The organism is Streptomyces sp. NRRL WC-3742, from assembly GCF_000720635.1.
In the GTDB taxonomy this organism is placed as follows: domain Bacteria; phylum Actinomycetota; class Actinomycetes; order Streptomycetales; family Streptomycetaceae; genus Kitasatospora.
In genome coordinates, this window is the sequence record NZ_JOCF01000005.1 from 1 (window position 1) to 25915 (window position 25915).

At 71.6% G+C, this 25915-nt stretch carries 25 protein-coding genes and 1 pseudogene; 9 read left to right on the forward strand and 17 right to left on the reverse strand.

Annotated features, from left to right (window positions below):
- Positions 1–149: 149 nt before the first annotated feature.
- The 4 genes from IH61_RS0104520 (at position 150) to IH61_RS0104535 (ending at position 3838) form a co-directional block, all read left to right on the forward strand.
- Positions 150–1472 (forward strand): TerD family protein, encoded by a 1323-nt coding sequence (locus IH61_RS0104520; RefSeq protein ID WP_031065237.1) that lies wholly within the window; start codon positions 150–152, stop codon positions 1470–1472.
- Between the two features lie 181 nt (positions 1473–1653).
- Positions 1654–2616: an SGNH/GDSL hydrolase family protein gene (locus IH61_RS0104525; protein ID WP_031065240.1), complete on the forward strand. Its 963-nt coding sequence runs from the start codon at positions 1654–1656 to the stop codon at positions 2614–2616.
- A gap of 52 nt (positions 2617–2668) precedes the next feature.
- Complete coding sequence (locus IH61_RS0104530; RefSeq protein WP_031065243.1) at positions 2669–3157, forward strand: GNAT family N-acetyltransferase; 489 nt, start codon at positions 2669–2671, stop codon at positions 3155–3157.
- 87 nt (positions 3158–3244) lie between these two features.
- Entirely contained in the window at positions 3245–3838 is a 594-nt protein-coding gene (locus IH61_RS0104535) for a Uma2 family endonuclease (protein ID WP_031065245.1), read from the forward strand.
- Between the two features lie 64 nt (positions 3839–3902).
- On the opposite strand, the gene IH61_RS0104540 is transcribed toward IH61_RS0104535, so the two are convergent.
- From IH61_RS0104540 to IH61_RS0104555, 4 genes are all read right to left on the reverse strand, one after another.
- A complete protein-coding gene (locus tag IH61_RS0104540; RefSeq protein ID WP_031065247.1) occupies positions 3903–4832 on the reverse strand; it encodes a proline dehydrogenase family protein in 930 nt (309 codons plus the stop codon).
- A gap of 145 nt (positions 4833–4977) precedes the next feature.
- On the reverse strand, positions 4978–6606 hold the full coding sequence (gene pruA / locus IH61_RS0104545; protein ID WP_031065250.1) for an L-glutamate gamma-semialdehyde dehydrogenase: 1629 nt from the start codon (positions 6604–6606) through the stop codon (positions 4978–4980).
- A gap of 175 nt (positions 6607–6781) precedes the next feature.
- The gene (locus IH61_RS0104550; RefSeq protein ID WP_063763133.1) at positions 6782–8104 is read right to left on the reverse strand and encodes an FAD-dependent oxidoreductase; all 1323 of its coding nucleotides are present in this window, start codon (positions 8102–8104) and stop codon (positions 6782–6784) included.
- Positions 8101–8697 carry a PadR family transcriptional regulator gene (locus IH61_RS0104555; protein ID WP_031065256.1) on the reverse strand — a complete coding sequence of 199 codons (597 nt, stop codon included), beginning with the start codon at positions 8695–8697 and terminating at the stop codon, positions 8101–8103. The genes IH61_RS0104550 and IH61_RS0104555 overlap by 4 nt, the downstream gene beginning before the upstream one ends.
- Positions 8698–8843: 146 nt before the next feature.
- Between IH61_RS0104555 and IH61_RS0104560 the strand changes: the two genes are divergently transcribed.
- Complete coding sequence (locus IH61_RS0104560) at positions 8844–10445, forward strand: PucR family transcriptional regulator (protein WP_037971638.1); 1602 nt, start codon at positions 8844–8846, stop codon at positions 10443–10445.
- Positions 10446–10490: 45 nt separating this feature from the next.
- Here IH61_RS0104560 and IH61_RS0104565 read toward each other — a convergent pair whose 3' ends face one another.
- Positions 10491–11657, reverse strand: coding sequence for a hypothetical protein (locus IH61_RS0104565; RefSeq protein ID WP_031065259.1), 1167 nt, complete (start codon positions 11655–11657; stop codon positions 10491–10493).
- 180 nt (positions 11658–11837) lie between these two features.
- Between IH61_RS0104565 and IH61_RS0104570 the strand changes: the two genes are divergently transcribed.
- A complete protein-coding gene (locus IH61_RS0104570) occupies positions 11838–12287 on the forward strand; it encodes a VOC family protein (RefSeq protein WP_031065262.1) in 450 nt (149 codons plus the stop codon).
- A 151-nt stretch (positions 12288–12438) separates the two neighbouring features.
- On the opposite strand, the gene IH61_RS0104575 is transcribed toward IH61_RS0104570, so the two are convergent.
- Entirely contained in the window at positions 12439–14052 is a 1614-nt protein-coding gene (locus IH61_RS0104575; RefSeq protein ID WP_234327026.1) for a hypothetical protein, read from the reverse strand.
- A gap of 324 nt (positions 14053–14376) precedes the next feature.
- Between IH61_RS0104575 and IH61_RS0104580 the strand changes: the two genes are divergently transcribed.
- A complete protein-coding gene (locus IH61_RS0104580) occupies positions 14377–15708 on the forward strand; it encodes an MFS transporter (protein WP_051836254.1) in 1332 nt (443 codons plus the stop codon).
- Positions 15709–15983: 275 nt separating this feature from the next.
- Here the strand turns inward: IH61_RS0104580 and IH61_RS42530 are convergent, their stop codons facing one another.
- The 3 genes and pseudogenes from IH61_RS42530 to IH61_RS50165 form a co-directional block, all read right to left on the reverse strand.
- Positions 15984–16616 carry a Uma2 family endonuclease gene (locus IH61_RS42530; protein WP_051836255.1) on the reverse strand — a complete coding sequence of 211 codons (633 nt, stop codon included), beginning with the start codon at positions 16614–16616 and terminating at the stop codon, positions 15984–15986.
- 155 nt (positions 16617–16771) lie between these two features.
- On the reverse strand, positions 16772–17185 hold the full coding sequence (locus IH61_RS0104590; RefSeq protein ID WP_031065271.1) for an NUDIX hydrolase: 414 nt from the start codon (positions 17183–17185) through the stop codon (positions 16772–16774).
- A pseudogene (locus IH61_RS50165) lies at positions 17182–17277 on the reverse strand (NUDIX hydrolase); the annotation flags it as partial. The gene IH61_RS0104590 and the pseudogene IH61_RS50165, both read right to left, overlap by 4 nt.
- Here IH61_RS50165 and IH61_RS0104595 point away from each other — a divergent pair.
- Positions 17237–17653 (forward strand): peptide deformylase, encoded by a 417-nt coding sequence (locus tag IH61_RS0104595; RefSeq protein ID WP_234327027.1) that lies wholly within the window; start codon positions 17237–17239, stop codon positions 17651–17653. The pseudogene IH61_RS50165 and the gene IH61_RS0104595 overlap by 41 nt on opposite strands.
- A 322-nt stretch (positions 17654–17975) precedes the next feature.
- Here the strand turns inward: IH61_RS0104595 and IH61_RS0104600 are convergent, their stop codons facing one another.
- From IH61_RS0104600 to IH61_RS0104635, 8 genes are all read right to left on the reverse strand, one after another.
- Positions 17976–18305: a metal-sulfur cluster assembly factor gene (locus IH61_RS0104600; RefSeq protein WP_031065274.1), complete on the reverse strand. Its 330-nt coding sequence runs from the start codon at positions 18303–18305 to the stop codon at positions 17976–17978.
- Between the two features lie 87 nt (positions 18306–18392).
- The gene (sufU, locus tag IH61_RS0104605; RefSeq protein ID WP_031065276.1) at positions 18393–18842 is read right to left on the reverse strand and encodes a Fe-S cluster assembly sulfur transfer protein SufU; all 450 of its coding nucleotides are present in this window, start codon (positions 18840–18842) and stop codon (positions 18393–18395) included.
- 19 nt (positions 18843–18861) lie between these two features.
- Entirely contained in the window at positions 18862–20130 is a 1269-nt protein-coding gene (locus IH61_RS0104610; RefSeq protein WP_031065279.1) for a cysteine desulfurase, read from the reverse strand.
- On the reverse strand, positions 20127–20891 hold the full coding sequence (gene sufC / locus IH61_RS0104615) for a Fe-S cluster assembly ATPase SufC (protein WP_031065281.1): 765 nt from the start codon (positions 20889–20891) through the stop codon (positions 20127–20129). Before sufC ends, IH61_RS0104610 begins: the two co-directional genes overlap by 4 nt.
- Positions 20892–20897: 6 nt before the next feature.
- Positions 20898–21215, reverse strand: coding sequence for a non-heme iron oxygenase ferredoxin subunit (locus tag IH61_RS0104620; RefSeq protein WP_031065283.1), 318 nt, complete (start codon positions 21213–21215; stop codon positions 20898–20900).
- A 5-nt stretch (positions 21216–21220) separates the two neighbouring features.
- On the reverse strand, positions 21221–22450 hold the full coding sequence (gene sufD, locus IH61_RS0104625; RefSeq protein WP_031065286.1) for a Fe-S cluster assembly protein SufD: 1230 nt from the start codon (positions 22448–22450) through the stop codon (positions 21221–21223).
- A 58-nt stretch (positions 22451–22508) separates the two neighbouring features.
- Positions 22509–23924, reverse strand: coding sequence for a Fe-S cluster assembly protein SufB (sufB, locus tag IH61_RS0104630; RefSeq protein ID WP_031065289.1), 1416 nt, complete (start codon positions 23922–23924; stop codon positions 22509–22511).
- Between the two features lie 9 nt (positions 23925–23933).
- Positions 23934–24788 carry a helix-turn-helix transcriptional regulator gene (locus IH61_RS0104635; RefSeq protein ID WP_107057042.1) on the reverse strand — a complete coding sequence of 285 codons (855 nt, stop codon included), beginning with the start codon at positions 24786–24788 and terminating at the stop codon, positions 23934–23936.
- A gap of 163 nt (positions 24789–24951) precedes the next feature.
- Between IH61_RS0104635 and IH61_RS0104640 the strand changes: the two genes are divergently transcribed.
- A complete protein-coding gene (locus IH61_RS0104640; RefSeq protein ID WP_031065293.1) occupies positions 24952–25878 on the forward strand; it encodes an ABC transporter ATP-binding protein in 927 nt (308 codons plus the stop codon).
- Positions 25879–25915: the final 37 nt, after the last annotated feature.

Here is a 25915-nt window from a genome sequence, read left to right on the forward strand (position 1 = left end):
GCCCCCTGACGGACCCCCACCCCACCGCCCGCCGACCGGGCTCGTCCCGCCGCACCCGTTCGTTACTGTGGGCAGCACCCGGCCCGGCGCCCCGAACGCCCCGGCCGGGCCGCCGTCCAGCACCTGAGGAGGAGTCCGTGCCCACCGTCCTGTCCCCGGGTGGCAACGCCCCGTTGACCGCCCCGCGGGTGACCGTCGAGGTCACCGCTCCCAGGGCGCTGGACGTCTCCGCCCTGCTGCTGGCCGACAACGGCAAGGTCCGCTCCGACCAGGACTTCGTCTTCTTCAACGCCCCGCACGGCCCCGGCGTGACCCTGCGCCCGGCCGGCGCCGGCGCCCCGGACACGATCACCGTGGACACCCCGGCCGTGCCGAACGGCATCAGCAAGATCGTGGTCACCGCCAGCCCCGCCGACCAGTCCTCCACCTTCGCCGGGATCGAGCCCACCGCGACCGTCCGCGACGCCGACACCGGCGACGTCCTGGTCACCTTCACCCCCGCGCGGCTCGGCCTGGAGACCGCGCTGCTCGTGGTCGAGATCTACCGCCGGGGCGGCTCCTGGAAGGTACGCGCCGTCGGCCAGGGCTACGCGGACGGCCTGGCGGGCATCGCCACCGACTTCGGCGTCACCGTCGACGACTCCCCCGCCGCGACCGCCACGGCCTCCGCAGCCGCCGCAGCCGCCGAGCCCGTCGCCCCGAGCACCCCCACCGTCCAACTCCCCTTCCCGGCAAGCCCCGTGAGCGCGCCGACCGTCCACCTCCCGCTCGCTCCCCCGCCGCCGCCCGTACCGCCCGCCCCCGCCTACGACCCGCGCGTCGACTACGCCGCCCCGGCACCTGCGCCCACCCCCGCAGCGGCGCCCACCCCGACAGCCGCGCCCGGCGAGCGCCCCAAGGTCACCCTCGACAAGGGCCGCGTCAGCCTGGTCAAGGGCGGCTCCGTCTCCCTGGTGAAGAACGGCCGCCCCTACCTCTCCTCCGTCCGCATGGCCCTCGGCTGGGAGTCCGCGGCCCGCGGCCGCGACATCGACCTCGACGCCTCCTGCCTCGCCTTCGACGCCCGCCACAAGCGGCTGGAGACGGCCTGGTTCATGAAGCTGACCATCTTCAACGGCGCCGTCGCCCACTCCGGCGACAACCTGGTCGGCGGTGTCGGCGGTGACGACGAGTCGATCACCGTCCACCTGGAGGGCCTGCCCGCCGAGGTCCACGCCCTGGTCTTCGTCGTCAACTCCTTCTCCGGCCAGCGGTTCACCGAGGTCCGCAACGCCTACTGCCGCCTGGTCGACGTCCGCAGCGAGGAGGAGCTCGTCCGCTTCGACCTCACCCGCTCCGAGGCCCACACCGGCGTGGTGATGTGCAAGCTGGTCCGCCGCCCCTCCGGCGAGTGGGAGATGACGGCCCTCGGCGAGTTCGTCGACGCCAAGACCGCCCGGGGCATGATCGAGCCCTCCGCAGCCCTCCTGTAGAGCCACCGACCAGCGCCGCCGACCGGAGCGGAGCCGCCGACCAGCACCACCGACCCGGCAACGTCACGGCCGCGTCCGCGAATTCACCCTCCCGGGGTCTCAAGTCGTCCCCCCGGCGACTCGATCTGACTCCCAGGGGGGTGAAATCGCGCTCTCCCCCGCACCCGTTGGAGGAGAGACCGTGCCACGCTTCCTGTCCCGCCTCGCCGTCGCCGGCTCCGCCGCCGCGCTCGCCGCCGGTCTGCTCTCCCCCACCGGCGCCCAGGCGGCCGTCAAGCCGGTCCCGCGCCCCGCCGCGCTGCGCTGGGCCGCCCTCGGCGACTCGTACACCGCGGGCCTCATCGAGGCCACCGGCGGACTGACCGACCCCCGGGACGGCTGCGCCCGCACCACGCTCTCCTACCCCGAGGTGCTCCGCCGCGACCTCGGCTCCCTGGTCGACCTGCGCAACGTCAGTTGCAGCGGCGCCACCACCGAGAACGTGTACGCCACCAAGCAGACCCCCATGGGCCGCCCCCTCCCGCCGCTCGGCACCGACCCCGACGCCCCCTACCCGCCCGTCCCCCCGCAGATCGACGCCGTCCCCCCGGACGCGGACGTCGTCACCGTCGGGATCGGCGGCAACGACCTCGGCTTCGGCGGCATCCTCAAGGACTGCATCGAACTCGGCGCCGCCACCCTCGGCCGGGGCACCCCCTGCAAGGACAAGTACGACGCGAGCCTGCCCGACCGCTTCCACCGGCTCAACGGCGACTACGGCGACATGCTCGACGCCCTGCACTCCAAGGCCCGGTTCGCCCGGGTGATCACGGTCGGCTACCCGCACCTCGTCCCCGAGGACGCCTCCCTCTGCCGCTACGGGGACCCGCTCCAGTTCGCCACCTTCACCACCGGCGACCTCGAGTGGGCCCGCACCGCCGTCCTCGAACCCCTCAACGGGGTCGTCGCCGCCCAGACCGCCCGCCACCAGGACACCTTCGTCGACCTCTACCCCGACTCCGCCGGCCACAGCGTCTGCGACGCCGACCACTGGCTCGACGGCGTGCTCACCAGCGTCATCCCGCTCAAGTACGCCCTCGTCCACCCCAACGCCACCGGCCAGGCCCACATCGCCGAACACGTCGACCGGGCCCTGCTCGGCTGAAAACCGGTGGCGCTCCGGCCCGTCCCTCGATCATCCTGACCCGATGCCCAAGATCGATATCCGCGAAGCCACCCCCGAGGACTGGCCCGCCATCTGGCCCTTCTTCCACACCATCGCCGCCGCCGGCGAGACCTTCGTCTACCCCCTCGACCTGTCCTTCGAGGAGGGCCGGGACTGGTGGATGCTCCAGGCCCCCAACCGCACCGTGGTCGCCGTCGACGAGAACGGCACGGTCATGGGCTCCGCCAACATGCACCGCAACCGCCCCGGCCCCGGCGCCCACGTCGCCAGCGGCAACTACATGGTCGCCCCCGCCCACCAGGGCAAGGGCATCGGCCGCGCCCTCCTCGAGCACACCATCGACCTGGCCCGCCAACAGGGCTACCGCGCCATGCAGTTCAACGCCGTGGCCGCCAACAACCACCACGCCGTCAAGCTCTACCAGTCCGTCGGCTTCGAGATCGTCGGCACCGTCCCCGAAGCCTTCCACCACCCCACCGACGGCTACATCGGCCTCCACGTCCTGCACCTCTACCTGTAAACCACACCATCGAGTGAAGATCCGCCGCACACGGCATACCCGACTCAAACGGTGAATAGCGTGACGCCCATCTGAAGGAGGGGCATCATGAGTGCTGTGGCGCATGAGCAACCGATCACGGACTCCCCATCGCAGGCTGACATCCTGCTGGAGAGTTTCCTGAGCCTGCACTCCCCCGAAGGCTTCCGGGCCGAGCTCATCGAGGGAGAGATCATCGTGGCACCACCGCCGGACGGCGATCACGAGGACTACATCGACCTGCTGATCGACCAGGTCAAGGCGAGGTCCCAGGTTCACATGCAGGTATCCGGCGGCAAGGGCCTCCGCCTCGTGAGCGGCGGGCTCTGCCCGAAGAATCACGTGATCCCGGACGCGACGTTCGCACCACGGGAGCTCCGACTCTTCCGGGGAGCCCCACCCTGGATGGAACCGGACGGCGTCGCCATGGTCGCCGAGGTCACGTCGAGCAAGCCCGACCTCGACCGCATCGCCAAGCGCCACTGCTACGCCCGTGCCGGCATCCCGCTCTACCTCCTCGTCGACCGCGAGAAGTCGCAGGTCAGCCTCTTCAGCAAGCCGCATCGCGACGAGTACACCGAGGTCCACCTGGCCGCCTTCGGCGAGCCGCTCACCATCCCGGCACCGTTCGAACTCGAGCTCGACACCAAGGACTTCCTCTAGCCGTACGGCAAACGGCCCGCACCCTCCGTCAAGGGTGCGGGCCGTCGGTCCTGGGTGCCGCGGGTCAGCCCCGGGAGGCCATGGCGCGCAGGAAGAAGGTGAGGTTGGCCGGGCGCTCGGCGAGGCGGCGCATGAAGTAGCCGTACCACTCCTGGCCGTACGCGAGGTAGATGCGCACGGTGTTGCCCTCGGCGGCGAGGCGCAGCTGCTCCTCGGGGCGGATGCCGTAGAGCATCTGGTACTCGAAGGAGTCCCGCTTGCGGCCGTTCCACTGGGCCAGCTGGCCGGCGATCTTGATCATGTTGGGGTCGTGCGAGGCGACCTGGGGGTAGCCCTCGCCGGCCATCAGGACCTTGAGCGCGCGGACGTACGCGAGGTCGACCTCGTGCTTGCCCTGGAAGGCGACCGACTCGGGCTCCTTGTAGGCGCCCTTGCACAGGCGCACGCGCGAACCCGCGGTGGCGAGGTCGCGGCAGTCGCCCTCGGCGCGGCGCAGGTACGCCTGCACGACGACGGCGACGGACGGGAAGTCCACCCGCAGGTCCCGCGCGATGGAGAGCTGGCCGTCGGTCATGGTGTGGTCTTCGGCGTCGAGGCTCGCGGTGATGCCGATCCTCGCGGCGGCCTCGCAGATGCGGTGGGCGTTCTCCAGCGCGATCTTCTCGCCGTCGACGGGCAGCGACTGGCCCACGGCGGTCAGCTTGATGGAGACGTCGGCGCCCTCGGCGATCCCGTTCTCCTCCAGCGCCTTCAGCAGCGCGAGGTAGGCGTCGGCGGTGGCGGTGGCCTGCGAGACGTCGACGGTGTCCTCGCCGAGGTGGTCGAAGGTGACCGTGCGGCCGGTGGCGATGAGCTCCCGGTACGCGGCGAGGGCCGGCTCGATCGCGTCGCCGGCGACGAAGCGGTCGACTATCGCGTGGGTGAGGGGGAACTTCTCGACCACGGTGCGGACCTGCGAGGACCGGGAGGCCGCGAGAAGGGCGGTACGGAGCATCGTGACTCCAGGAGCTGGTGTTTCCAAGGGTGGCAAAAGAGCCGGGGCGGCGGTACGGGGGTGGACCGCCGCCCCGGCGGGGCGACGCCCCGGCTGCGGGACCCGGGCGTCGCGGGCGGTCCCGGAAGGACCGCGAGGGGGCAGGTCAGCCCATGTGCGGGTAGCGGTAGTCCGTCGGCGGGACGAAGGTCTCCTTGACCGAGCGGGTCGAGGTCCAGCGCGCCAGGTTCTGCTTGGCGCCGGCCTTGTCGTTGGTCCCGGAGGCCCGGCCGCCGCCGAAGGGCTGCTGGCCGACGACGGCGCCGGTGGGCTTGTCGTTGATGTAGAAGTTGCCCGCGGCGTACCGCAGCTTCTCCATCGCGTGCTCCACGGCCGCGCGGTCCTGGGCGATGATCGCACCGGTCAGGCCGTACGCGGAGACGGACTCCATCTGGGCCAGCATCTCGTCGTACTTCTCGTCCTCGTAGACGTACACGGCGAGGATGGGGCCGAAGTACTCGTCGCGGAAGTACTCGCTCGCCGGGTCCTGGCAGACGAGGACGGTCGGGCGGACGAAGTAGCCCACCGAGTCGTCGTAGGTTCCGCCGGCCAGCACCTCGACCGAGGAGTCGGCCTGGGCGCGGTCGATGGCGGCCTTGTTCTTGGCGAAGGCGCGCTCGTCGATGACGGCCGACATGAAGTTGGACAGGTCGGAGACGTCGCCCATGGTGAGGCCGTCGACCTCGGCGGCGAACTCGTCCTTGAGGCCGGCCCACAGCGAGGCGGGGACGTAGGCCCGCGAGAGCGCGGAGCACTTCTGGCCCTGGAACTCGAAGGCGCCGCGGGTCATCGCGGTCTTGAGCACGGCCGGGTCGGCGGACGGGTGGGCGACGAGGAAGTCCTTGCCGCCGGTCTCGCCGACGATCCGCGGGTAGGTGCGGTAGCCGGAGATGTTGTTGCCGACCTCGCGCCACAGGTGCTGGAAGGTGGCGGTGGAGCCGGTGAAGTGGATGCCGGCCAGCGCGGGGTGCTTGAGCGCGACGGCGGAGACGTCCAGGCCGTCGCCGGTCACCATGTTGATGACGCCCTTGGGCAGGCCCGCGGCCTCCAGCAGCTGCATGAGCAGGTGCGCGGAGAACTGCTGGGTCGGGGACGGCTTCCAGAGCACCACGTTGCCCATCAGCGCGGGCGCGGTCGGCAGGTTGCCGGCGATCGCGGTGAAGTTGAACGGGGTGATCGCGTAGACGAAGCCCTCGAGCGGGCGGTGGTCGCTGCGGTTCCACACGCCGTCCGAGGAGATCGGCTGCTCGGCCATGATCTGGCGGGCGAAGTGCACGTTGAAGCGCAGGAAGTCGACCAGCTCGCAGGGGGTGTCGATCTCGGCCTGCTGCGCGGTCTTGGACTGGCCGAGCATGGTGGCGGCGGCCAGGGTCTCGCGCCAGGGGCCGGCCAGCAGGTCGGCGGCCTTGAGGAAGATCGCGGCGCGGGAGTCGAAGGAGAGCGCCTGCCAGGCCGGAGCAGCGGCCAGGGCAGCGTCGATGGCGTCCTGCGCGTCGGCCTGGGTGGCGTTGCGCAGGGTGCCGAGCCGAGCCGCGTGGTTGTGCGGCTGGACGACGTGGAACTCGGTGCCGCCGCCCATGCGGCGCTCACCGTTGATCGTCATGGTCAGCTGGACCGGCTCCTGGCCGCCCAGCTCCTTCAGCTTGGCCTCCAGACGAGCCCGTTCGGGGCTGCCGGGTGCGTAGCTGTGGACCGGCTCGTTCACCGGCGCGGGGACCTGGGTCACAGCGTCCATAGAGCGCACGCTCTCCTTCGTTAGTGCAGGGGGGATGCCGACGCGGGTCGCGCGTCGGCCACAGCACGAACGCTATTCCTGCCCGGCGGCCCACTTGATTGGCCGGGCGGCTAAATTCCCCCGTACGGCGTTGTCCGCCCCGACGAACCGGTCACGCCCGGATCACGACTGCCCCTCAGGCGGCGCGCCCTGCGCGCCCCTGGCGCCCCACGGGAACCACCGGCACCACAGGAACCTTGGGAACCACGGGCGTCACCCGCTGCTCCCAGTCGATCCGGTACCCGTGCACCGGCCGCAGCATCTTCTCCGGGCTCATGACGGTCCGCATGAGGATCGGCGCCGCGAGCCGGAACACCATCCGTCCGACCGGCCCGGCGGCCTTCTGGTTGTTGGTCCGCATCGCGTCGGCGGCGATCTTCTCCACCCGGGGCCGGCGCATCGCCTCGTACGCGGCGAAAGCCGCAGTGTGGTCGGGCAGGTCGCGCAGGCAGCGGGCGAGTTCGACGGCGCTCTCGACGGCCAGCGAGGCGCCCTGGCCGGAGCTGTTGGACGGCGCGTGCACCGCGTCGCCGACCAGCACCATCCGCCCCCGGTACCAGTGCGGGACGGAGGGCATGATCTCCAGCCGGGGGAAGGTCTCCATGGTGTCGGGGTCGGCCCGGCGCAGCACGTCCCGGGCCGGCAGGTCGTCGGCGTGCAGCTCGCGGCAGCGGCGCAGCCACTCCGTCATCCCGACCGTGCGGACCTGCTCGGAGGTCAGCTGCTCGGGCTGGGGGATGTTGCTGAACCAGGCGGTGCCGCTGCCGTCGGCCAGGCCCCAGTAGCCGAAGAAGGCGCGGGCGCCGTTGGCGAAGTGCACGGTCTCGCCGCGCCCGGCCCGGCCGGGCAGCCGGTGGGCGCTGTAGCCGCCGATGCCGAGCAGGCCCGTGTACCGGGCGGCGGGCGCGTCGGGGTCGATCAGGGTGCGCACGGTGGAGCCGGTGCCGTCGCAGCCGATCAGCAGGTCGCCGGTGGCGCTGCTGCCGTCCGCGAAGTGGGCGGTGATCCCGGCGGCGCCCTCCTCGGCGGCGACCAGGCGCTTGCCGTGCCGGACCTCGATGCCGGTCTCGCGCAGCCGCCGCTGCAGCACCTCGTACAGTTCGGCGCGGCGCATCAGCCGCTGGTGCGGCAGGTCGGCGAGGCCCGCGAACTCGCCGAGCACTCCGCCCCTGCCGTCCTCGATCACCATCGGCCCGACCGGCTGCCCGAGCCGGCCGACCTCCGCCCCCAGCCCGACGACGGCCAGCGCGCCGAGCCCGTTGGGGGCGAGTCCGAAGGTGCCGCCGACGCCCTCGGCGGAGTTCTCGTAGGCTTCGAAGACCTCCGCCTCGATGCCGGCCTTGCGCAGCGCCAGCGCCATCACGGGGCCGGCGATGCCGCCGCCGATGACCAGGGCCTTCCTGGACGTACGGGTCGTGCGGGTCGTACGGGTCGTACCGGTCGTACCGTCGGTGCTCATTCCAGACTCCTCATGAAGTCCCGCAGGGTCCGGTTGAACTCCGGCTCCCCGATCTGCGCGATGAGTCTCTCGGTGTAGCGGCGTTCCGCCCGGAGCATCGCGAGGGCGTACTCCTCCTCGATGACGAACATCGGGTGGACGCCCATCTCCTCGCCCTTGCGGAGCATGGAGCGCGACTCCTCGATCCGCGCGTCCAGCGCCTCCAGGCGACGGCCGAGCAGTGCGGCCGACTCCTCGGTCGGCAGCACCACGAGCAGGCACAGGGCGACCCCGAACGCCGGGTACTCGTCCAGCGGTTCGGAGATCCACTCGCGCATCCAGTCGAGCATCTCCGCCTGGCCCTCGGGGGTGAGGGCGTAGACGGTGCGCTCCGGCCGCTGGGTGTCGCGGACGGTCTCCTGCTCGGCGACGAACCCGGCCTTCCGCAGCTGCTCCACGACCATGTAGAGCGAGCTGCGGTTGTACTTCACGTTGCGGTCCTTGCCGTGCTCCTTGAGCCGGCGCCCCATCTCGTACGGGTGCATCGGTTCGGCTCCGAGTTCGGCCAGGACCACGAGGGCCAGCGGGTTCGAGACCTTGCGTCGCTTCGCCATGAGAGGTTCCTCATCACTTGGTCGGTACTGACTATCCATTCTCGGATAGTCAGAGTCAACTATTCAGAACCGACCATTCACGACTCTGTCCGCCCGGCTAAAGTCGACCCCACGGCACTGTCCGCCCAGACAAACGGAGGCATCGCGTGACCACCCCCGGCCTCCCCCTCCGCCAACTGCTGATGTCCCTGGGCGAGCCCCTCGTCGAACTCCAGGCCGCCCCCCAGGGGTTGGACGTCCCCGTCCGCGACGTCGCGATCCTCGACCCCGAGGACCCCCCGACCGCCGCCCCCGGCGAACTCGTCCTCGCCATCGGCGCCCGCGGCCGCGCCGCGCTGCCCGCCCTGCGCGCCGCCGGACGGGCGGGAGCCGCCGCCGTCGCCGTCAAGCTGGACGGCCCCGGCCAGGCCGACGCCCTGCGCGAGGCCGCCACCGAGGCGGGCGTCGCCCTGCTGTCCGTACGCCGCGAGACCCGCTGGGAGCACCTCGACTCCCTCGCCCGCGCGATCATCGCCGGCCCCGACGCCCCGGACGCCCCCGGCGCCCCCGAACCCAACGCGGGCGACCTCTTCTCCCTCGCCCAGACCGTCGCCGTCCTCACCAGCGGCATCGTCTCCATCGAGGACACCTCGAGCCGCGTCCTCGCCTACTCCCGCTCCTCCGACTCCGACGAGGTCGACGACCTGCGCCGGCTCTCCATCCTCGGCTGGCAGGGCCCGGAGCCGTACCTGTCCAAGCTCCGCGAGTGGGGCATCTTCCAGCACCTGCGCACCTCCGACGCCCCGATCGCCGTCGAGCCGCACCCCGAACTCGGCCTGCGCCGCCGCCTCGCCATCGGCATCCGGGCCGGGGCGCAGCCGCTCGGCACCATCTGGGTGCAGGAGGGCTCCCGGCCGCTCGCCCCCCACGCCGAACAGGCCCTGGTCGGCGCCGCCCGCGTCGCCGCCGCCCAACTGGTGCGCCGCCGCCGCGAGTTGTCCGCCGACGTCCGCCTCACCCAGACGCTCCTGACGGGCCTGCTGGAGGGCTCCACCGGCCCCCAGTCCCTCGCCACCCACCTCGGCCTGGACCTGCGCCGCCCGGCCACCGTTCTCGCGTACGGCGCCCACACCACCGAGGCGCTGCACCGCTCCGACGTCACGGGCCTGATCTCCGTGCACACCGCCGCCCGCCACCGCGCCGCCCTGCTCGCCCCGATCGACTCCCGGGTGTACGTGCTGCTGCCCGAACTGCCCGCGGGCCTGCCGATGAGCACCGTACGGGCCTGGGCCACCGAGGTCGTCCAGGCCGCCCGGGACCACCTCGGCGTCCCGCTGCGCGCCGCGATCGGCTCCACCGTCGAGGGCCTCGCCCAGGTGCCCGACTCCCGCGCCCAGGCCGACCGCATCCTCGACGCCATGAACCGCGGCGGGGTGGACCTCGACGTCGCGGCGCTGATCGACGTCCAGGCCGAGGTGCTGGTCAGCGAGATGCTCGCCCTGCTCCAGGACCGTACGGGCCTGCGCGACCCGCGCCTGACCGCCCTCGCCGAGTACGACCGCCGCCACGGCACCCGGCTCGCCGAGTCCGTGCTCGCCTGGCTGGACGCCCTCGGCGAGGTCCGGGTGGCCGCCGACGCCCTGCACATCCACCCCAACACCCTGCGCTACCGGGTGCGCCGCGCCGAGCAGTTGACCGGCATCGACCTCGCCCAGCCGCAGCAGCGCCTCCTGGCGATGCTCCAACTCCGGCTACCGGCGGAGAACTAGGGGCCAAGGGCCAGGGGCTGGGGTCCAGGGGCCAGGGGCCAGGGACTAGCGCCTGCCCACCCGCCACTGCTCCCAGGCCGACAGCCACAGCTGCTCCGCCATCCGCTGCTCCTCCCACACCGCGGCCCCGCCGTCCGCCGGCCGCTCCCGGTCCAGCTGCGCCCAGGCCCGCTGCGCGGGCAGGCTCGCCACCTCGCTGGCGAACACCGTGTACCGCACGACCTCCTCCACGGCCGCCTCCCCCTCGGCCGTGCCGACCAGCCAGTGCGTCTGCCGCGACAGCCGCCTGAGGTGCTCGACCATCGTCGTCACCGCCGCCACCGCCTCCTCGCGGCTCTCCGTCGCCAGCCGCATCTGCTGGCGCACCGCCGCCTCCCACCGCACCGCCCCTGCGTCCCCGCGCAGGCGCCGCGGGAGCCTGGCCGTACCGCCCGCCCGCAGCTGCGCCTCGATCGCGGCGCTCTCCGCGACGGACTGCGCGATCAGCGCCCGGTGCGCCTCCAGCCCGGTGACGGGCGGCAGTTCGCGCTCCTCGACCGGAACCCACCGGGCCCGTCGCGAGGCGAGGTCGCCCAGCAGGGCGGTGCGCCCGCGCAGATGGCGCTCGAAGTCGCGGATGCGGGCGAGCTCCACCCCGCCGGAGGGCACCCCGCGCCCGCACACCGTCACCGTCAGCCCCGCGACGCGCAGCCGCCCGGCCCACACCGGCCCGGCGCTCATCCCGGGCCACAGCACCGGCCGGTCCTCGTGCACCTCCGCCGCGCGCGGCTCGCCGTCCACGGTGATCCACTCGCGCAGCGCCCGGACGCGGCCGGGCCCCTCGCCCTCGTCGATCCCGGTGTGCTCGTACAGCCGGTCCCGCTCGTCCTCGACCACGTCCTCCAGCTCGGGCAGCCGCTCGCAGCCGTCCGCGCCCGGCCGATAGGTGCGCACCGTCACGTACGGTCCGGCGGCGGAGGCCCAGTCGCCGCACTGCACCTCGACCCAGCACAGCTCGCCGCCGCAGGTCTCGAAGGCCGTCAGCGCCTCGCCGCCGTCAGCGGCCCCGCCGACCACGCCGTACACCGGGAAGCCGACCCGCTCCAGGATGTGGCGGGAGAACTCCTCCTGCTCGGCGAGCCGGTCGTCCAGGCCCCTCGGCCCGGCGCCGGGCCCGGCCGGCGCCCGCCGGGCGTTCCACTCCTGGGGCCTGCCGCCGATCTCCCGCGCCATCCTGTGCCGCACCCCCGGTTCCCTCGCGTCCGCACCCGCTCCCGCCACCATACGTGCCCGGCAGCTGCCGGGTCATCAGCTCGGTTGCGGTACGCACCTGCTGTCCGTACGGGTACGAGCTCTCCGTCATGGCCGTGTCAGGGCGGCCGGTTGTCAGCCGCCGTCCCTACCCTGGGCGGCATGACAGCACAGAACGACCGGAGCTTCCCGGCCAGGATCAGCATCGTCACCCTCGGCGTCTCCGACCTCGACCGCAGCGCCCGTTTCTACGAGGGCCTCGGCTGGAAGCGCTCGGCCGCCTCCAGCCCGGAGATCGTCTGGTTCCGCACGGCCGACTCCGTCCTCGGCCTCTTCCCCGACGACGAACTGGCCGCCGACGCGGGCGTGCCGGGCGGCGGGGAGCCGTCCTTCCGCGGCGTCACGCTGGCGGTGAACCTGGAGTCCCCCGCCCTGGTGGACGCCGCAATGGAGACGGCCGTCGAGGCCGGCGCCGTGGTCGTCAAGCCGCCGACGCCGACCAGCTGGGGCGGCTACTCCGGCTACTTCGAGGACCCGGACGGACACCTGTGGGAGCTCGCCCACAACCCGTTCTTCCCCTTCACCGAGAGCGGCTCCCTCGACCTGCCGTAGCCGCACTACTTCCGTAGTGCGGCGCCTCTCCGCCATGGGTCACTACATCCGTAGTGGCACTACTCGCGTAGTGGCACTACGTCCGTAGTCGCCGCTGCGGCCACAGCCGCCACTACGTCCGTAGTCGTCACTTCGTCCGCAGTCGCCCGCCCTACTGCCGCGACCGCGCCTTGAAGGCCGCCTTGCGCGCCTCCTTCGCCACCGCCCGCTCCGGGTGCAGCTCCCCGATCGCCTCCAGGACGTCCGCCGTGTACGGGTGGTCGACGCGCCACACCTCGGCGAACCACCCCGACGACTCGTCCCCCACCGGCAGGTCGGCGATCAGCTCCCGCATCGCGCCCTCCCCGCCGCCGAGCAGCTGGGCGGCGAAGGTGTCGATCACCGTCCACAGCGCCATCGCCCGCTCCGGTGCGGGCACGTCCGTCCGTCCGAGCCCGGCCAGCCAGGCCCTGGCCGCCCCGCCCAGCTCGGGGTCGTCCATGACCTCCCGGGCGGCCGGCTCGGCCCCGGCCCCCAGCTGCCGCAGGGCCTCGACCGCCAGCACCCGTCGCATGGGCGCGTACGCGTCGGAGCCGCGCGAGGCCGCCAGCAGCTCGCGGGCCGCCGCCAGCGGCTCCCGGCCGGCCAGCCAGACCTTGAGCTCCTCCTCGGGCAGCACGTTCACCGACTCGCAGACCGCGTGCAGCAGCTCTGCGGCGTCGCCCTGGGCGAGGTCGCCGACCAGCGGCGCGTCGTAGCCGTCCTCCAGGAGCCACTGCCGCACGCCGTACTGGCCCAGCGGCGTCAGCCGTACGAGCCCGAAGCGCGCCGACTCCTCGTCGTCCAGCGGCTCCTCGCCTACGACGACGGGCCCCTCGCCCTCGTCCTCGTCGAACAGCTCGGGGTCGATCGGCCGGTAGTCCAGCATGCCCAGCTCGGCGAGGTCGGCGAGCATCGGGTCCAGGGCGACCATCAGGTCGGTGATGTCGCCGAGCATCTCCTCGCTCGGCTCCTCGCCCTCCGGCACGACCAGCAGGGCGGCGAGCACGCCCAGCGGCACGGTCTCCTGGCCGGGGTCGGCGAAGGCGGTGGTCTCGTACAGCACCTGCAGTGCCTCGTCGAGCAGCTCGGCGGCGGCCTGACGGGCCTCCTCCACCTCGTCGAGCGCGCCCTCGTCCGCTTCCCCCTCCTCGCCCTCCGCGGGCTCCTCGGGCTCTTCCGGCAGCGAGTCCGCGTCCACCGCGAGCTCCCGGACGATCCCGGCGGCGGTCAGCCACAGCTCGAGGACGGTGTCCGGGTCCCCCTCCTCGGCGGGCTCGAGGTCCGGGCCGGGGACGGCGACGTGCCGGCCGTCCTCCGTCGTACCGAGCTCCACCAGGTCCAGGTCACAGGCCAGCGACCAGGCGCGCAGCGCCTCGATCTCCGCCCCCTCCGGCACCTCGCCCTCGGCCGGGGCCAGCCCGAGCAGCCGCGCGGCGGGCGCCCGGTCCTCCTCGACCAGGTCCCCCAGGGCGTCCACCACCCGGTGCGGGGCGGCCCAGCGGGCCATCGCCAGGGCGTACCCGAACATGGGGACGGCCTTCGCGAGGACGGCCAGCTCCGTCTCGGGGAGCAGCTTCACGGGCGGGACGAGCACGGCCGCGTCGTCCAGGTCCTCGTCGTCCAGGCCGTGCGCGGCGAACGCCCCGTAGAGGTCCTGGAGGTCCAGGTCGGCGGGCAGCACGGCCTCCGCGGCCGCGCCTTCACCGGTCTCGGCACCAACGTTCTTCCGACGTCGTCCGGCCATCGTTGTGTGCTCTCCCTACAGCCAGCGGTCCGCTGATCCACTCCGCGTACCGGTCCTCTGCCTCAGCGTATAGGTCGGGCACCCCCGACGCCCTGGCTCCCGGGGCGCACGAAGGGGCGCGCGCCGCCTTCGTGCGCCCACCCTTTATCCTTCGGTCTGGTACCGCGCACACCCCGCACGGACCGCCGGGCAACGAAGCCCACATCCTCAGCTCATCCGCTCCACCAGGGAGCCCCGCACTGCGGCCACACCACAGCGCCTCAGGACGGGCGCGCCGGCACACCCCGCCGACCCGGTGGTGCCCTGCCACAGGAGATCCCTCACATGGCGGACCTCTCCCCCGCCGGCCCCGGCCTGCGCACCGCGCAGCTCGACGGACGCCGACTGTCGGAGGCCCTGCTTCCCCTGGAGCTCGCGCCCCGGCCCCAGCTCCAGCTCTCCGCGATCAGCCGCTGGAACGCGATGCGCGGAATCCGCGTCGGCCTGGTCTCGACCGCCCTACTGCTGATGCTGATCGGCGCCAACCTGGCGACGCCGATCTACCCGCTCCTCCAGCAGAGCCTGCACCTGACCGCGCTCGACACCACGATCCTCTTCACGATCTACGTGTTCGCCCTGGTCCCGGTGCTGGCCGTCGTCGGCCACTGGTCCGACCACCTCGGCCGCCGCGCGCTCATCCTGCCCGCCGTCGCCCTGGCCGCCGCCGGCGACGTGGTCTTCGCCACCTCCGGCAGCTTCTGGCAGCTGGCCGTGGGCCGCGCCGTCCAGGGCATAGCCGTCGGCCTCTCCACCGGCGCCGCCGGAGCCGCCCTCGGCGACCTCCTGCCCGACCACCCCACCCTGGCCGCCAAGCTCACCCTGGCCTGCTCGGCGGGCGGCGTCGCCCTCGGCCCGGTCGTCGGCGCGCTCCTGGCGAACGGCTCCGACCCCCTCCTCACCCCCTTCCTCCTCCACGCGGTGGCGCTGCTCTCCCTCTGCATCCCCCTCGCCGTGGTCCACCCCCGCATGCCCGGCCGCAACCGCCCCCCGGCGTCCCCGCCGCGCATCACCACCCCGGCCCACCTGCGCCCGCAGCGCCTGCGCCTGCCCCGCACCGGCCGCCGCGAGTTCCTCCTCGCCGCCACCGCGGGCTTCATCTCCTACGCGGTCTTCGGCGTCTACCTCAGCCTGGCCCCCGCCTTCGCCTCCAGGCTCCTCCACACCCCGTCCCACCTGGTCGGCGCGATCGTGGCCGCCCTCCTCCTCGGCTCCTCGGCGGCCGCCCAGCTGATCGTCCCCCCGACCTCCGACCGTCTGGTGATCGCCCTCGGCATGACCGGCCTGGCCGCCGGCCTGGGCCTCGTCGTCGCCGCCGGCTACACCGAGACCCCGGCCCTGCTCTTCATCGGCAGCGTCCTCGGCGGCGCCTGCCAGGGCGTCGCCTTCCGCTCCCTCTTCACCACCGCCGTGGCTGCCATGAACCCCGAACGCCGCGGCTCCGAGCTGTCCGCCCTCTGGATCATCGTCTACCTCGGCAGCTCCCTCCCCATCGTCATCGTCGGCGCCCTGGTCCAGTCCTACGGCCTCCTCCCCGCCATCAGCGGCTTCGCCACCGTCGCCGCCCTCCTCTGCACCACCCTCGCCCTCGCCGTAGCCCGCAAGCCCAAGCCCGCCTGACATCCACCACCCCTCGCTGCCCGGGCCTTCCCCCAGAAGCCCCGGGCAGCCCCCTTTCCCCCAGCCGAACACCCGCGCATCACCCCCTCCCCGCACACGCCTCCCGGCGGATGCCCACCCCCGGCCTCCGCCGCGCACCGCCCCACCAGGCGGCGCGCGGCTACTGGAGCGGCTATCCCGCCCAAGCGGTCCTCACGATCGGGAGGCCCGATCGTTCCCCGGCATCGGTACGCCGCTGCCGGTCACGTCCAAACACGCCCCGGGCAGCGGCGTCTTTACTCCCAAGGCTTCCAACTGTCAGTGCTGATCTCGACCCCAAAGGGCTCTGGCAACCGGACGGTTTCGCCGAACAGCCACTCCCCCAGCACCTCATAGGTCCCGGCGCTCTTGTTCGGCTCCCCGAGGAGCGTCACCCCAGGCTGCCCCGGATCTCGGTCCACCAACAGGTAGTACGGCACCCCTGTCCGCGCATACCCACGCTGCTTTTCACGTCGATCGTTGTGCGCACTGAAGGGCGCAGTGACCTCACCCACCAAGGTGATCTCATCCGGGTGAAGGTACCGATCCTTCGCCTCCGCCGTGATCGCCGCTTCCACCTCTGACGCCAGGATCATGAGGTCCGGTGCGTAGCCGTCCCCGATCTCCGCAAGGTCGAGGCCAGTCCCATGCACGACCAGCCAGCGACAAGTCGGTCTCGTGAATTCGGCGCGGAACACCGCCTCCTGAATGTCCGAGACCACCGCAGCATGGCCGTAACTCGGATGGGGCGTCACCATGAACTCCCCACCGATCACCTCGACCCGAAGGACCTCGGGCAACCGAAGATGCTCGTCCAGTTGACGACGAACCCAGAGCGCATACGGCGCTTCAGGCAGAACCCACCGCCCCGACGCCACAACGAACAACATGCTCTCACCCTGGCCGCCCGGCTACAGATGCCGCACCGCCGCGCAACTCCTTCATCCGAAGGAGGGGTTCGCTCGGCAGCAGGATGACGGCTTCTCCCCAAGAAGGACGAGCTCGGTCTGCGCTGGCTCTCCGAGTGTCCCCGTAGGGCCAGCGGTCAGGCAGTGAGCACAGCGTTCAAGTGCTCCTGCACCGGCTCGAAGAGCCCGTACGGCACGTATTCGGGGATCTCGGCGAGGGTCACCCACGCGAGGGCGTCCAGCTCGTCCGTGTCCACCACTTCGGCGGTACCGCTGACGACCTCGCAGGCCGTGTACGACATCAGCCGGCCAGTCTTCGGATGCACCCGCGCACCCAGGAGCTTGACGGCGGCCACACCCAGTCCAGTCTCCTCGGCAGTCTCGCGAACGGCCGCCTCTTCCGGCGACTCACCGGCCTCGATCTCACCTGCCGGGAACTGCCAGGAGAGCTGGCCCTCGCTCACCCGCCGCCTCACCATCAGCACGCGGCCTTCATGGACCACGATCGCGGCGGCAATACCCGGGCGTTCCTCCGCAGTCTGCTGTGTCACGTCTGCTCCTCCAGGGCGGCCAGGACGGGTGGAAAGATCGTATCGGCGTCGATGAAGCGGGCCACCGAGTTTCGAGGAACCCACATCACGTCGGGCCTCGCCGCCCCACAGATCGGCATCCCCCGCGCCGCCGCCCTCGTCCTGCCCCCGACCGCCGGCGCCGACCCGATCATCCTGCTCAACCCGAAGATCACCACCGTCTCCGACGAGACCGACGAACAGTACGAAGGCTGCCTCAGCTTCTTCGACGTCCGCGGCATGGTCCCCCGACCCCTCCGCATGGACGTCACCTCCACCACCCTCGACGGCGTAACCACCACCGCCACCTACGAGTTCGGCCTCGCCCGCCTCATCGCCCACGAGATCGACCACCTCGACGGCCTGCTCTACACCGACCGCATGCGCCCCGGTGTCCACCCGATCCCCGTCGAGGAGTATCGGGGTACAGGTTCAACCTGGGCCTACTGATCAACTCGACCTGAGCCGAGAAGAAGCACGGTGAACACCGACCCCACCCCGCAGACCCTGCGCGCTGCCATGGTCGCGGCATTGCGCGAGGACGGGCTCCCGATCAGCTCTGTTTCCGCCGCGCGCCGCCCGGCCCGGCGGCGCGCGGCGCGCGCCGGGGGCGGGCACCCGCCGGGAGGCGGGTGGGGGGTGGATGGTGGGGAACGGTGGTAGAGCTGATCAACTCAGCGGATCGCGCGCGGGTGTTCAGGCGCAGAAACACCGCTGCCGCGCGGACCCGGAGGGTTCGCGCGGCAGCGGCAGTGGACAGCACAGACAGCGATCAGACGTTGAACCCCAGCGCCCGGAGCTGGTCGCGCCCGTCGTCGGTGATCTTGTCGGGGCCCCACGGCGGCATCCAGACCCAGTTGATGCGCAGGTCCTGCACCAGCCCGTCCGTGGCGGTCTTGGCCTGGTCCTCGATGACGTCCGTCAGCGGGCAGGCCGCCGAGGTGAGGGTCATGTCGATGGTGGCCACGTCGGACTCGTCGATGTGGATGCCGTAGATCAGGCCCAGGTTGACGACGTCGATGCCCAGTTCGGGGTCGACGACGTCCATCAGGGCCTCGGTCAGGTCCTCCACCGAGACGGTTCCGGCGGTGGTGCCGACGATGAGGCCGGTGGCCGGCTGCTCCTCCGATGCGGTGTCCGCAGCGGAGGTGGTTTCGTCAGTCACAATGATCAATCCTCCTCTGCGGATTCAGTCGGTAACGGGGTGCTGCGCCAGCGCCTGGGCGGTGGCGTCCTTCCAGGCCATCCAGCTGAGCAGCGCGCACTTGACCCGGGCCGGGTACTTGGAGACGCCGGCGAACGCGACCGCGTCCTCGAGCACCTCCTCGTCGCCCTCGCCCTGGCCCTTGCTCTGCATCAGTTCCAGGAAGGCTTCCTGGACCGCCTGCGCCTCACCCACGGTCTTGCCGACGACCAGGTCGTTCAGCACGGAGGCGCTGGCCTGGCTGATCGAGCAGCCCTGGGACTCGTACGAGACGTCGACAACCGTCGAGCCGTCGAGCTTCACCCGAAGGGTGATCTCGTCGCCGCACGTCGGGTTGACGTGGTGCACCTCGGCGTCGCCGTCCCGCAGACCCTTGCCGTGGGGGTTGCGGTAGTGGTCCAGGATGATGTCCTGGTACATCGAGTCGAGCTTCATCTGATCCTGCTCCTGCCCGTCAGCCGAAGAAGTTCCGGACGTGGTGCAGGCCGTCGATCAGCGCGTCGACCTCGCCCGGCGTCGAGTACAGGTAGAACGACGCTCGCGTGGTCGCGGGAATTCCGTACCGCAGGCAGACCGGCCGCGCGCAGTGGTGGCCGACGCGCACGGCGATGCCCTGCTCGTCGAGCACCTGGCCCACGTCGTGCGGGTGGATGTCGCCGAGGGTGAACGAGATCGCGGCGCCGCGGTCCACGGCCGTGCGCGGGCCGATGATCCGCAGGTCGGGGACCTCGAGCAGCCGCTCGACCGCGTACTCGGTGATGGCGTGCTCGTGGGCGGCGATCTTGTCCATGCCGATGGCCGACAGGTAGTCGATGGCCGCGCCGAGCCCGACCGCCTGGGCGATCGGCGGGGTGCCCGCCTCGAACTTGTGCGGCGCCGGGGCGTAGGTGGACGAGCCCATGGTGACGGTCTCGATCATCTCGCCGCCGCCGAGGAACGGCGGGAGGTCCTCCAGCAGTTCCTGGCGGCCCCAGAGCACGCCGATGCCGGTCGGGGCCAGCATCTTGTGGCCGGTGAAGGCGACGAAGTCGGCTTCGAGCGCCTGCACGTCGAGCACCATGTGCGGGGCGGCCTGCGAGGCGTCGATGACGACGAGCGCGCCGACGGACTGCGCCTTGCGCACGATCGTCTCGACCGGGTTGACGGTGCCGAGCAGGTTCGACACGAGCGTGAACGAGACGACCTTGGTCTTCTCGGTGATCAGCTCGTCGATGTTCGACAGGTCGAGCCGGCCCTCGTCCGTGAGCCCGAACCACTTGAGCTTCGCGCCGGTGCGCTGCGACAGCAGCTGCCACGGGACGATGTTCGAGTGGTGCTCCATCTCCGTGATGACGATCTCGGAGTCGGCGTCCACGCGGTACGGCTCGTCGGCCCAGCCCAGCATGTTGGCGACGAGGTTGAGCGACTCGGAGGCGTTCTTGGTGAAGATCACCTCGTTGCGGCTCGGCGCGTTGACGAAGGCCGCGACCTTGTCGCGGGCGCCCTCGTACATCGCCGTGGCCTCTTCGGCGAGCACGTGCACGCCGCGGTGGACGTTGGCGTTGTGCCGCTCGTAGTAGGCGTTCAGGGCTTCCAGCACCTGGCGCGGCTTCTGCGAGGTGGCCGCGTTGTCCAGGTAGACGAGCGGCTTGTCGTCGTGCAGCACGCGCTGCAGCACCGGGAAGTCCTTGCGGATCGCGTCGGTGTCGAGCAGGGCGGAATGACCGGTAAAGGCATGCGTCACTCGGACGCGCCCCCCTTCACGTACGCCTCGTAGCCCTCGTTCTCCAGCTTGTCGGCCAGCTCGGCGCCGCCGGACTCGACGATGCGGCCGCCCGCGAAGACGTGGACGTAGTCGGGCTGGATGTACCGCAGGATGCGGGTGTAGTGGGTGACCAGCAGGGTGCCGACCTCGCCGGTGGAGCGGACCCGGTTGATGCCCTCGGAGACGATCCGCAGCGCGTCGACGTCGAGGCCGGAGTCGGTCTCGTCGAGGATCGCGATCTTCGGCTTGAGCAGCTCGAGCTGGAGGATCTCGTGGCGCTTCTTCTCACCGCCGGAGAAGCCCTCGTTGACGTTGCGCTCGGCGAAGGCCGGGTCCATCTGCAGGGCGGCCATGGCCTCCTTGACCTCCTTGACCCACAGCCGCAGCTTGGGGGCCTCGCCGCGGACGGCGGTGGCGGCGGTGCGCAGGAAGTTGGAGACCGAGACGCCGGGGACCTCGACCGGGTACTGCATGGCCAGGAAGACGCCGGCCTTGGCGCGCTCGTCGACGGACATCTCCAGGACGTCCTCGCCGTCGAGCAGCACGGTGCCGCCGGTGACGGTGTACTTGGGGTGGCCGGCCAGCGAGTAGGCGAGGGTGGACTTGCCGGAGCCGTTGGGGCCCATGATGGCGTGGGTCTCGCCCTGCTTGACGGTCAGGTCGACGCCCTTCAGGATCTCGCGCGGGCCGTTCTCGGCGTCCACGGAGACGTGCAGGTCGCGGATTTCAAGGGTTGCCATGTGTACTCAGGACTCCTGGTTGACGGAGACGAGCACATCGTCCCCTTCGATCTTTACGGGGTAGACGGCGACCGGCTTGGTGGCGGGCAGGCCGGAGGGCTTGCCGGAGCGCAGGTCGAAGCTGGAGCCGTGCAGCCAGCACTCGATCATGCAGTCCTCGACCTCGCCCTCGGAGAGGGAGACGTTCGCGTGCGAGCAGATGTCGTTGATCGCGAACACCCCCTCGTCGGTGCGGACGACGGCGACCGGGACGCCGTTGAGGTCCACGCGCTTGGGCACGTCCTCCTGGAGGTCGCCGAGCGCGCAGGCACGCAGGAAGCTCATCTGGATCAGACCGCCGCTTCGAGCTCGGCGTCGATCTTGACCATGAGCTGCTCCTGCACCTCGGCCACGCCGATCTGCTGCAGCAGTTCGGCGAAGAAGCCGCGCACCACCAGGCGGCGGGCCTCGTCGGCCGGGATGCCACGGGCCATCAGGTAGAACAGCTGCTCGTCGTCGAAGCGGCCGGTCGCGGAGGCGTGGCCGGCGCCGACGATCTCGCCGGTCTCGATCTCCAGGTTGGGGATCGAGTCGACCCGGGCACCGTCGGTGAGCACCAGGTTCCGGTTGAGCTCGTAGGTGTCGGTGCCCAGCGCGGCGGCGCGGATCAGCACGTCGCCGACCCAGACGGCGTGCGCGTCCTTGCCCTGGAGGGCGCCCTTGTACGCGACGTTGGAGCGGCAGTGCGGGGTGTCGTGGTCGATGACCAGACGGTGCTCGAGGTGCTGGCCGGCGTCGGCGAAGTACAGGCCGAACAGCTCGGCCTCGCCGCCGGGGCCCGCGTAGTTGACGCGCGGGTGCAGGCGGACGAGGTCGCCGCCGAAGGTGACGACCACGGACTTGTACGAGGCGTCGCGGCCGACCAGCGCGTTGTGCTGGGCGACGTGCACGGCGTCGCGGTCCCAGTCCTGGACGGAGACGAAGGTGAGCTTCGCACCGTCGCCGACCAGCAGCTCCACGTTGGCGGCCCGGGTGCCGGTGCCCTCGTGGTTGAGGACCACGACGGCCTCGGCGAACGGCTTGACGTCGATCACCACGTGGGCGAAGCGGACGCCGCCCTCGCCGCGCACGTCGATCCTCACCGGCTCGGTGAGCACCGCGTCCTGGGGGACGGTGACGACGAGCGCCTGGTCGAACGCGCTGAACGCCTGCGCGGCGACGCGGTCGACGGGCGTGCCGGCCTTGCCCAGGCGGGCGTCGTCCCGGCCGACGGTCTCGGCGGTGACGCCGTCCGGCAGCGCGAACTCGACCTTGTCCTCGCCGCGTTCGCCCGCGGCGGCGGTGCCGTCGTGCAGCCCGCCGAGGCGGTGCATCGGCGTGAACCGCCAGTCCTCCTCGCGGCCGGTGGGCACCGGGAAGTCGTTCACGTCGAAGGAGGGCTTGACCGCGACGCGCGCGTCGATCGGCTGCTGGACCGCGGTCCGGCCGGTGCCGGGGCCGGCGAGCTGCGCGCCCGCGCCCGCCGTGCCGACCTCGATCGAACCGGCGGTGGTGGAGCCGGTGGTGTTCTGCTCAGCCATGGCTGTTCGTTGTGCTCTCTTCCTCGAAATCAGTGGATGGCGGTCGAACGGCCGGGGGTCAGCCGACCGAGCCCTCCATCTGCAGCTCGATCAGCCGGTTGAGCTCCAGCGCGTACTCCATCGGCAGCTCGCGCGCGATCGGCTCGACGAAGCCGCGCACGATCATCGCCATCGCCTCGAACTCGGTGAGGCCGCGGCTCATCAGGTAGAACAGCTGGTCCTCGCTGACCTTCGAGACGGTCGCCTCGTGGCCCATGGACACGTCGTCCTCGCGGACGTCCACGTACGGGTAGGTGTCCGAGCGGGAGATGGTGTCCACCAGCAGTGCGTCGCACAGCACGTTGGACTTGGCCCCCTTGGAGCCCTCACCGATCTCGATCAGGCCGCGGTAGGAGGTCCGGCCGCCGCCTCGCGCCACCGACTTGGAGACGATGTTGGAGGAGGTGTTGGGCGCCATGTGCACCATCTTGGCGCCGGCGTCCTGGTGCTGGCCCTCGCCGGCGAACGCGATCGACAGCGTCTCGCCCTTGGCGTGCTCGCCCATCAGGTAGACGGCCGGGTACTTCATGGTGACCTTGGAGCCGATGTTGCCGTCGACCCACTCCATGGTCGCGCCCTCGTACGCCACGGCGCGCTTGGTGACCAGGTTGTAGACGTTGTTCGACCAGTTCTGGATCGTCGTGTAGCGGCAGCGGCCGCCCTTCTTGACGATGATCTCCACGACTGCGGAGTGCAGCGAGTCGGAGGAGTAGATCGGCGCGGTGCAGCCCTCGACGTAGTGGACGTACGCGTCCTCGTCGACGATGATCAGCGTCCGCTCGAACTGGCCCATGTTCTCGGTGTTGATCCGGAAGTACGCCTGGAGCGGGATGTCGACGTGCACGCCCTTCGGCACGTAGATGAACGATCCGCCCGACCACACCGCCGTGTTCAGCGCGGCGAACTTGTTGTCGCCGGCCGGGATGACGGTGCCGAAGTACTCCTTGAAGATCTCCGGGTGCTCACGCAGCGCGGTGTCCGTGTCCAGGAAGATGACGCCCTGCTCCTCCAGGTCCTCACGGATCTGGTGGTAGACGACCTCGGACTCGTACTGCGCGGCGACACCGGCCACCAGGCGCTGCTTCTCCGCCTCCGGGATGCCCAGCTTGTCGTACGTCGCCTTGATGTCCGCCGGCAGGTCCTCCCAGGACTCGGCCTGCTTCTCGGTGGAGCGCACGAAGTACTTGATGTTGTCGAAGTCGATGCCGGTCAGGTCGGAGCCCCAGGTCGGCATGGGCTTCTTGCCGAACAGCTTCAGGCCCTTGAGACGCAGGTTGAGCATCCACTCGGACTCGCTCTTCTTCGCGGAGATGTCGCGGACGACCTCCTCGCTGAGCCCGCGCTTGGCCACGGAGCCGGCGGCGTCCGGGTCGGCCCAGCCGTACTCGTAGTTGCCCAGGCCCTCGAGCTCCGGGTGCGAAACGGTGTCAGTCATGCGAGCTTCCTAACGCGCGGACGCAGAATCTTCGGTGGACGCGGAATTTTCCGACGTGCTGGCAGTCGGCGCGGCATCGGAGCCGCGGACCGTGCTGCGCACGGTGGGCGACGATGCGGCACCGGTTGCCGGCACATAGGTGGTGCAGACCCCGTCGCCGTGGGCGATGGTGGCCAGCCGTTGCACATGGGTGCCCAGGAGCTGGGAGAAGACCTCGGTCTCCGCCTCGCAGAGCTGCGGGAACTGCTCGGCGATGTGCGCGACCGGGCAGTGGTGCTGGCAGAGCTGGGCACCCGCGGGGGCCTTGGCCGCCGGGGGGACACGCCGCACCGTGGCAGCGTACCCGTCCGCGCTCAGCGCCTGGGCCAGGGCCTCGGGGCGCTCCTGCGCCTCGGCCTGCCGCAGGGTCTCCAGGTACTTCTCGGCCTGCTTGCCGAAACGGGCCCGGGCGAAGGCGGCGACCGCCTCCTCGCCCGCCTTGCCGCCGCCCACCGAGTCCGCGATCCAGCGGAGCGCGTCGGCGGCGAGCTGGTCGTACGCCTGGTAGAAGGCGTCCCGGCCGGCGTCGGTGAGGCCGAAGACCTTGGCCGGGCGGCCGCGGCCGCGGCTGCCGTAGACCCGCTGTTCGCGGGCGTCGACCAGGCCCGTGGCGGCCAGCGAGTCCAGGTGGCGGCGCACGGCTGCGGCGGTGAGGCCGAGCCGGCTGGCCAGGTCGGCGGCGGAGGACGGGCCGTGGTCCAGGATGGAGCGGGCGACCCGGTCGCGGGTGGCGCGGTGGCCGTCCAGCAGCACCTCGGCCGCCGTCGCGGGCACGTCCCAGCCAGGGGCCGACTCGGCCTCCTGGTGCGTGGTGTGCTCGCGCATGTTTTTCACAACACCAGTGTTGCGTAATTACTTCCGCCGGGACAAGCCGTGATCCACGCCGCACCCGTGTCATCTGTCACGCAGGCAAGCCTTACCTGGCCTGGGATTTCGATCATCGAGGCACTGTCCGGCCCGTGCGTGGGGCCCTCTTAGACTCGCCGGTATGAACCCCGTACCCGCGGTCCAGATCGCCGGGCTGGTCAAGCGCTACGGCGAGAAGGTCGCGGTCGACGGCCTGGACCTGACCATCGCCCCCGGCACGATCACCGCAGTCCTCGGCCCCAACGGCGCCGGCAAGACCACCACCATCGAGACCTGCGAGGGCTACCGCCGCCCCGACGCCGGCACCGTCCGCGTCCTCGGCCTCGACCCGGTCGGCCAGAACGCGGCCCTGCGGCCCCGGATCGGCGTGATGCTCCAATCGGGTGGCGTGTACGCGGGGGCGCGCGCCGTGGAGATGCTCCGGCACACCGCTGAGCTGCACGCCCACCCCCTGGACGTCGACGCCCTCGTCGAACGCCTGGGCCTCGGCTCCTGCGGCCGTACGACCTACCGCCGCCTCTCCGGCGGCCAGCAGCAGCGCCTCGCCCTCGCCATGGCCGTGGTCGGCCGCCCCGAGCTCGTCTTCCTGGACGAGCCCACCGCGGGCCTCGACCCCCAGGCCCGCCGCGCCACCTGGGAACTCGTCCGCGACCTGCACCGCGACGGCGTCACCGTGGTCGTCACCACCCACCACATGGACGAGGCCGAACAGCTCGCCGACCACGTCGCCATCGTCGACGGCGGTCGCGTGATCGCCCACGGCACCACCGAGGAGCTCTGCCGCGGCGGCTCCGAGGACGCCCTGCGCTTCGACGGCCCGCCCGGCCTCGACCTCGGTCCCCTGCTCAAGGAACTCCCCGCCGGCGCCACCGCCACGGAGACCGCCCCCGGCAGCTACCGCATCGGCGCCCCCGTCGACCCCGCCCTCGTCGCCGCCGTCACCGCCTGGTGCGCGGCCTCCGGCATCCTGCCCGAACGGCTGTCCGTCCAGCGCCGCAGCCTCGAAGACGTCTTCCTCGACCTGACCGGACGGGAGCTCCGCTCGTGACCGACTACTCCCCCAGGCCGGGAGCGGCACCGGTCGG

Bases quoted from the DNA above. Each gene is read 5' to 3' on its own strand.
- sufU (WP_031065276.1), bottom strand. From the start codon at position 18,842: ATGAAGCTCGACTCGATGTACCAGGACATCATCCTGGACCACTACCGC.
- IH61_RS0104570 (WP_031065262.1), top strand. From the start codon at position 11,838: ATGACAGCACAGAACGACCGGAGCTTCCCGGCCAGGATCAGCATCGTC.
- sufC (WP_031065281.1), bottom strand. From the start codon at position 20,891: ATGGCAACCCTTGAAATCCGCGACCTGCACGTCTCCGTGGACGCCGAG.
- sufD (WP_031065286.1), bottom strand. From the start codon at position 22,450: ATGGCTGAGCAGAACACCACCGGCTCCACCACCGCCGGTTCGATCGAG.
- IH61_RS0104540 (WP_031065247.1), bottom strand. From the start codon at position 4,832: ATGCTCCGTACCGCCCTTCTCGCGGCCTCCCGGTCCTCGCAGGTCCGC.
- IH61_RS0104535 (WP_031065245.1), top strand. From the start codon at position 3,245: ATGAGTGCTGTGGCGCATGAGCAACCGATCACGGACTCCCCATCGCAG.
- IH61_RS0104640 (WP_031065293.1), top strand. From the start codon at position 24,952: ATGAACCCCGTACCCGCGGTCCAGATCGCCGGGCTGGTCAAGCGCTAC.
- IH61_RS0104580 (WP_051836254.1), top strand. From the start codon at position 14,377: ATGGCGGACCTCTCCCCCGCCGGCCCCGGCCTGCGCACCGCGCAGCTC.
- sufB (WP_031065289.1), bottom strand. From the start codon at position 23,924: ATGACTGACACCGTTTCGCACCCGGAGCTCGAGGGCCTGGGCAACTAC.
- IH61_RS0104550 (WP_063763133.1), bottom strand. From the start codon at position 8,104: ATGAGCACCGACGGTACGACCGGTACGACCCGTACGACCCGCACGACC.
- IH61_RS0104595 (WP_234327027.1), top strand. From the start codon at position 17,237: ATGAAGCGGGCCACCGAGTTTCGAGGAACCCACATCACGTCGGGCCTC.
- IH61_RS0104555 (WP_031065256.1), bottom strand. From the start codon at position 8,697: ATGGCGAAGCGACGCAAGGTCTCGAACCCGCTGGCCCTCGTGGTCCTG.
- IH61_RS0104620 (WP_031065283.1), bottom strand. From the start codon at position 21,215: ATGAGCTTCCTGCGTGCCTGCGCGCTCGGCGACCTCCAGGAGGACGTG.
- IH61_RS42530 (WP_051836255.1), bottom strand. From the start codon at position 16,616: ATGTTGTTCGTTGTGGCGTCGGGGCGGTGGGTTCTGCCTGAAGCGCCG.
- IH61_RS0104565 (WP_031065259.1), bottom strand. From the start codon at position 11,657: ATGGCGCGGGAGATCGGCGGCAGGCCCCAGGAGTGGAACGCCCGGCGG.
- IH61_RS0104575 (WP_234327026.1), bottom strand. From the start codon at position 14,052: ATGGCCGGACGACGTCGGAAGAACGTTGGTGCCGAGACCGGTGAAGGC.
- IH61_RS0104635 (WP_107057042.1), bottom strand. From the start codon at position 24,788: ATGCGCGAGCACACCACGCACCAGGAGGCCGAGTCGGCCCCTGGCTGG.
- pruA (WP_031065250.1), bottom strand. From the start codon at position 6,606: ATGGACGCTGTGACCCAGGTCCCCGCGCCGGTGAACGAGCCGGTCCAC.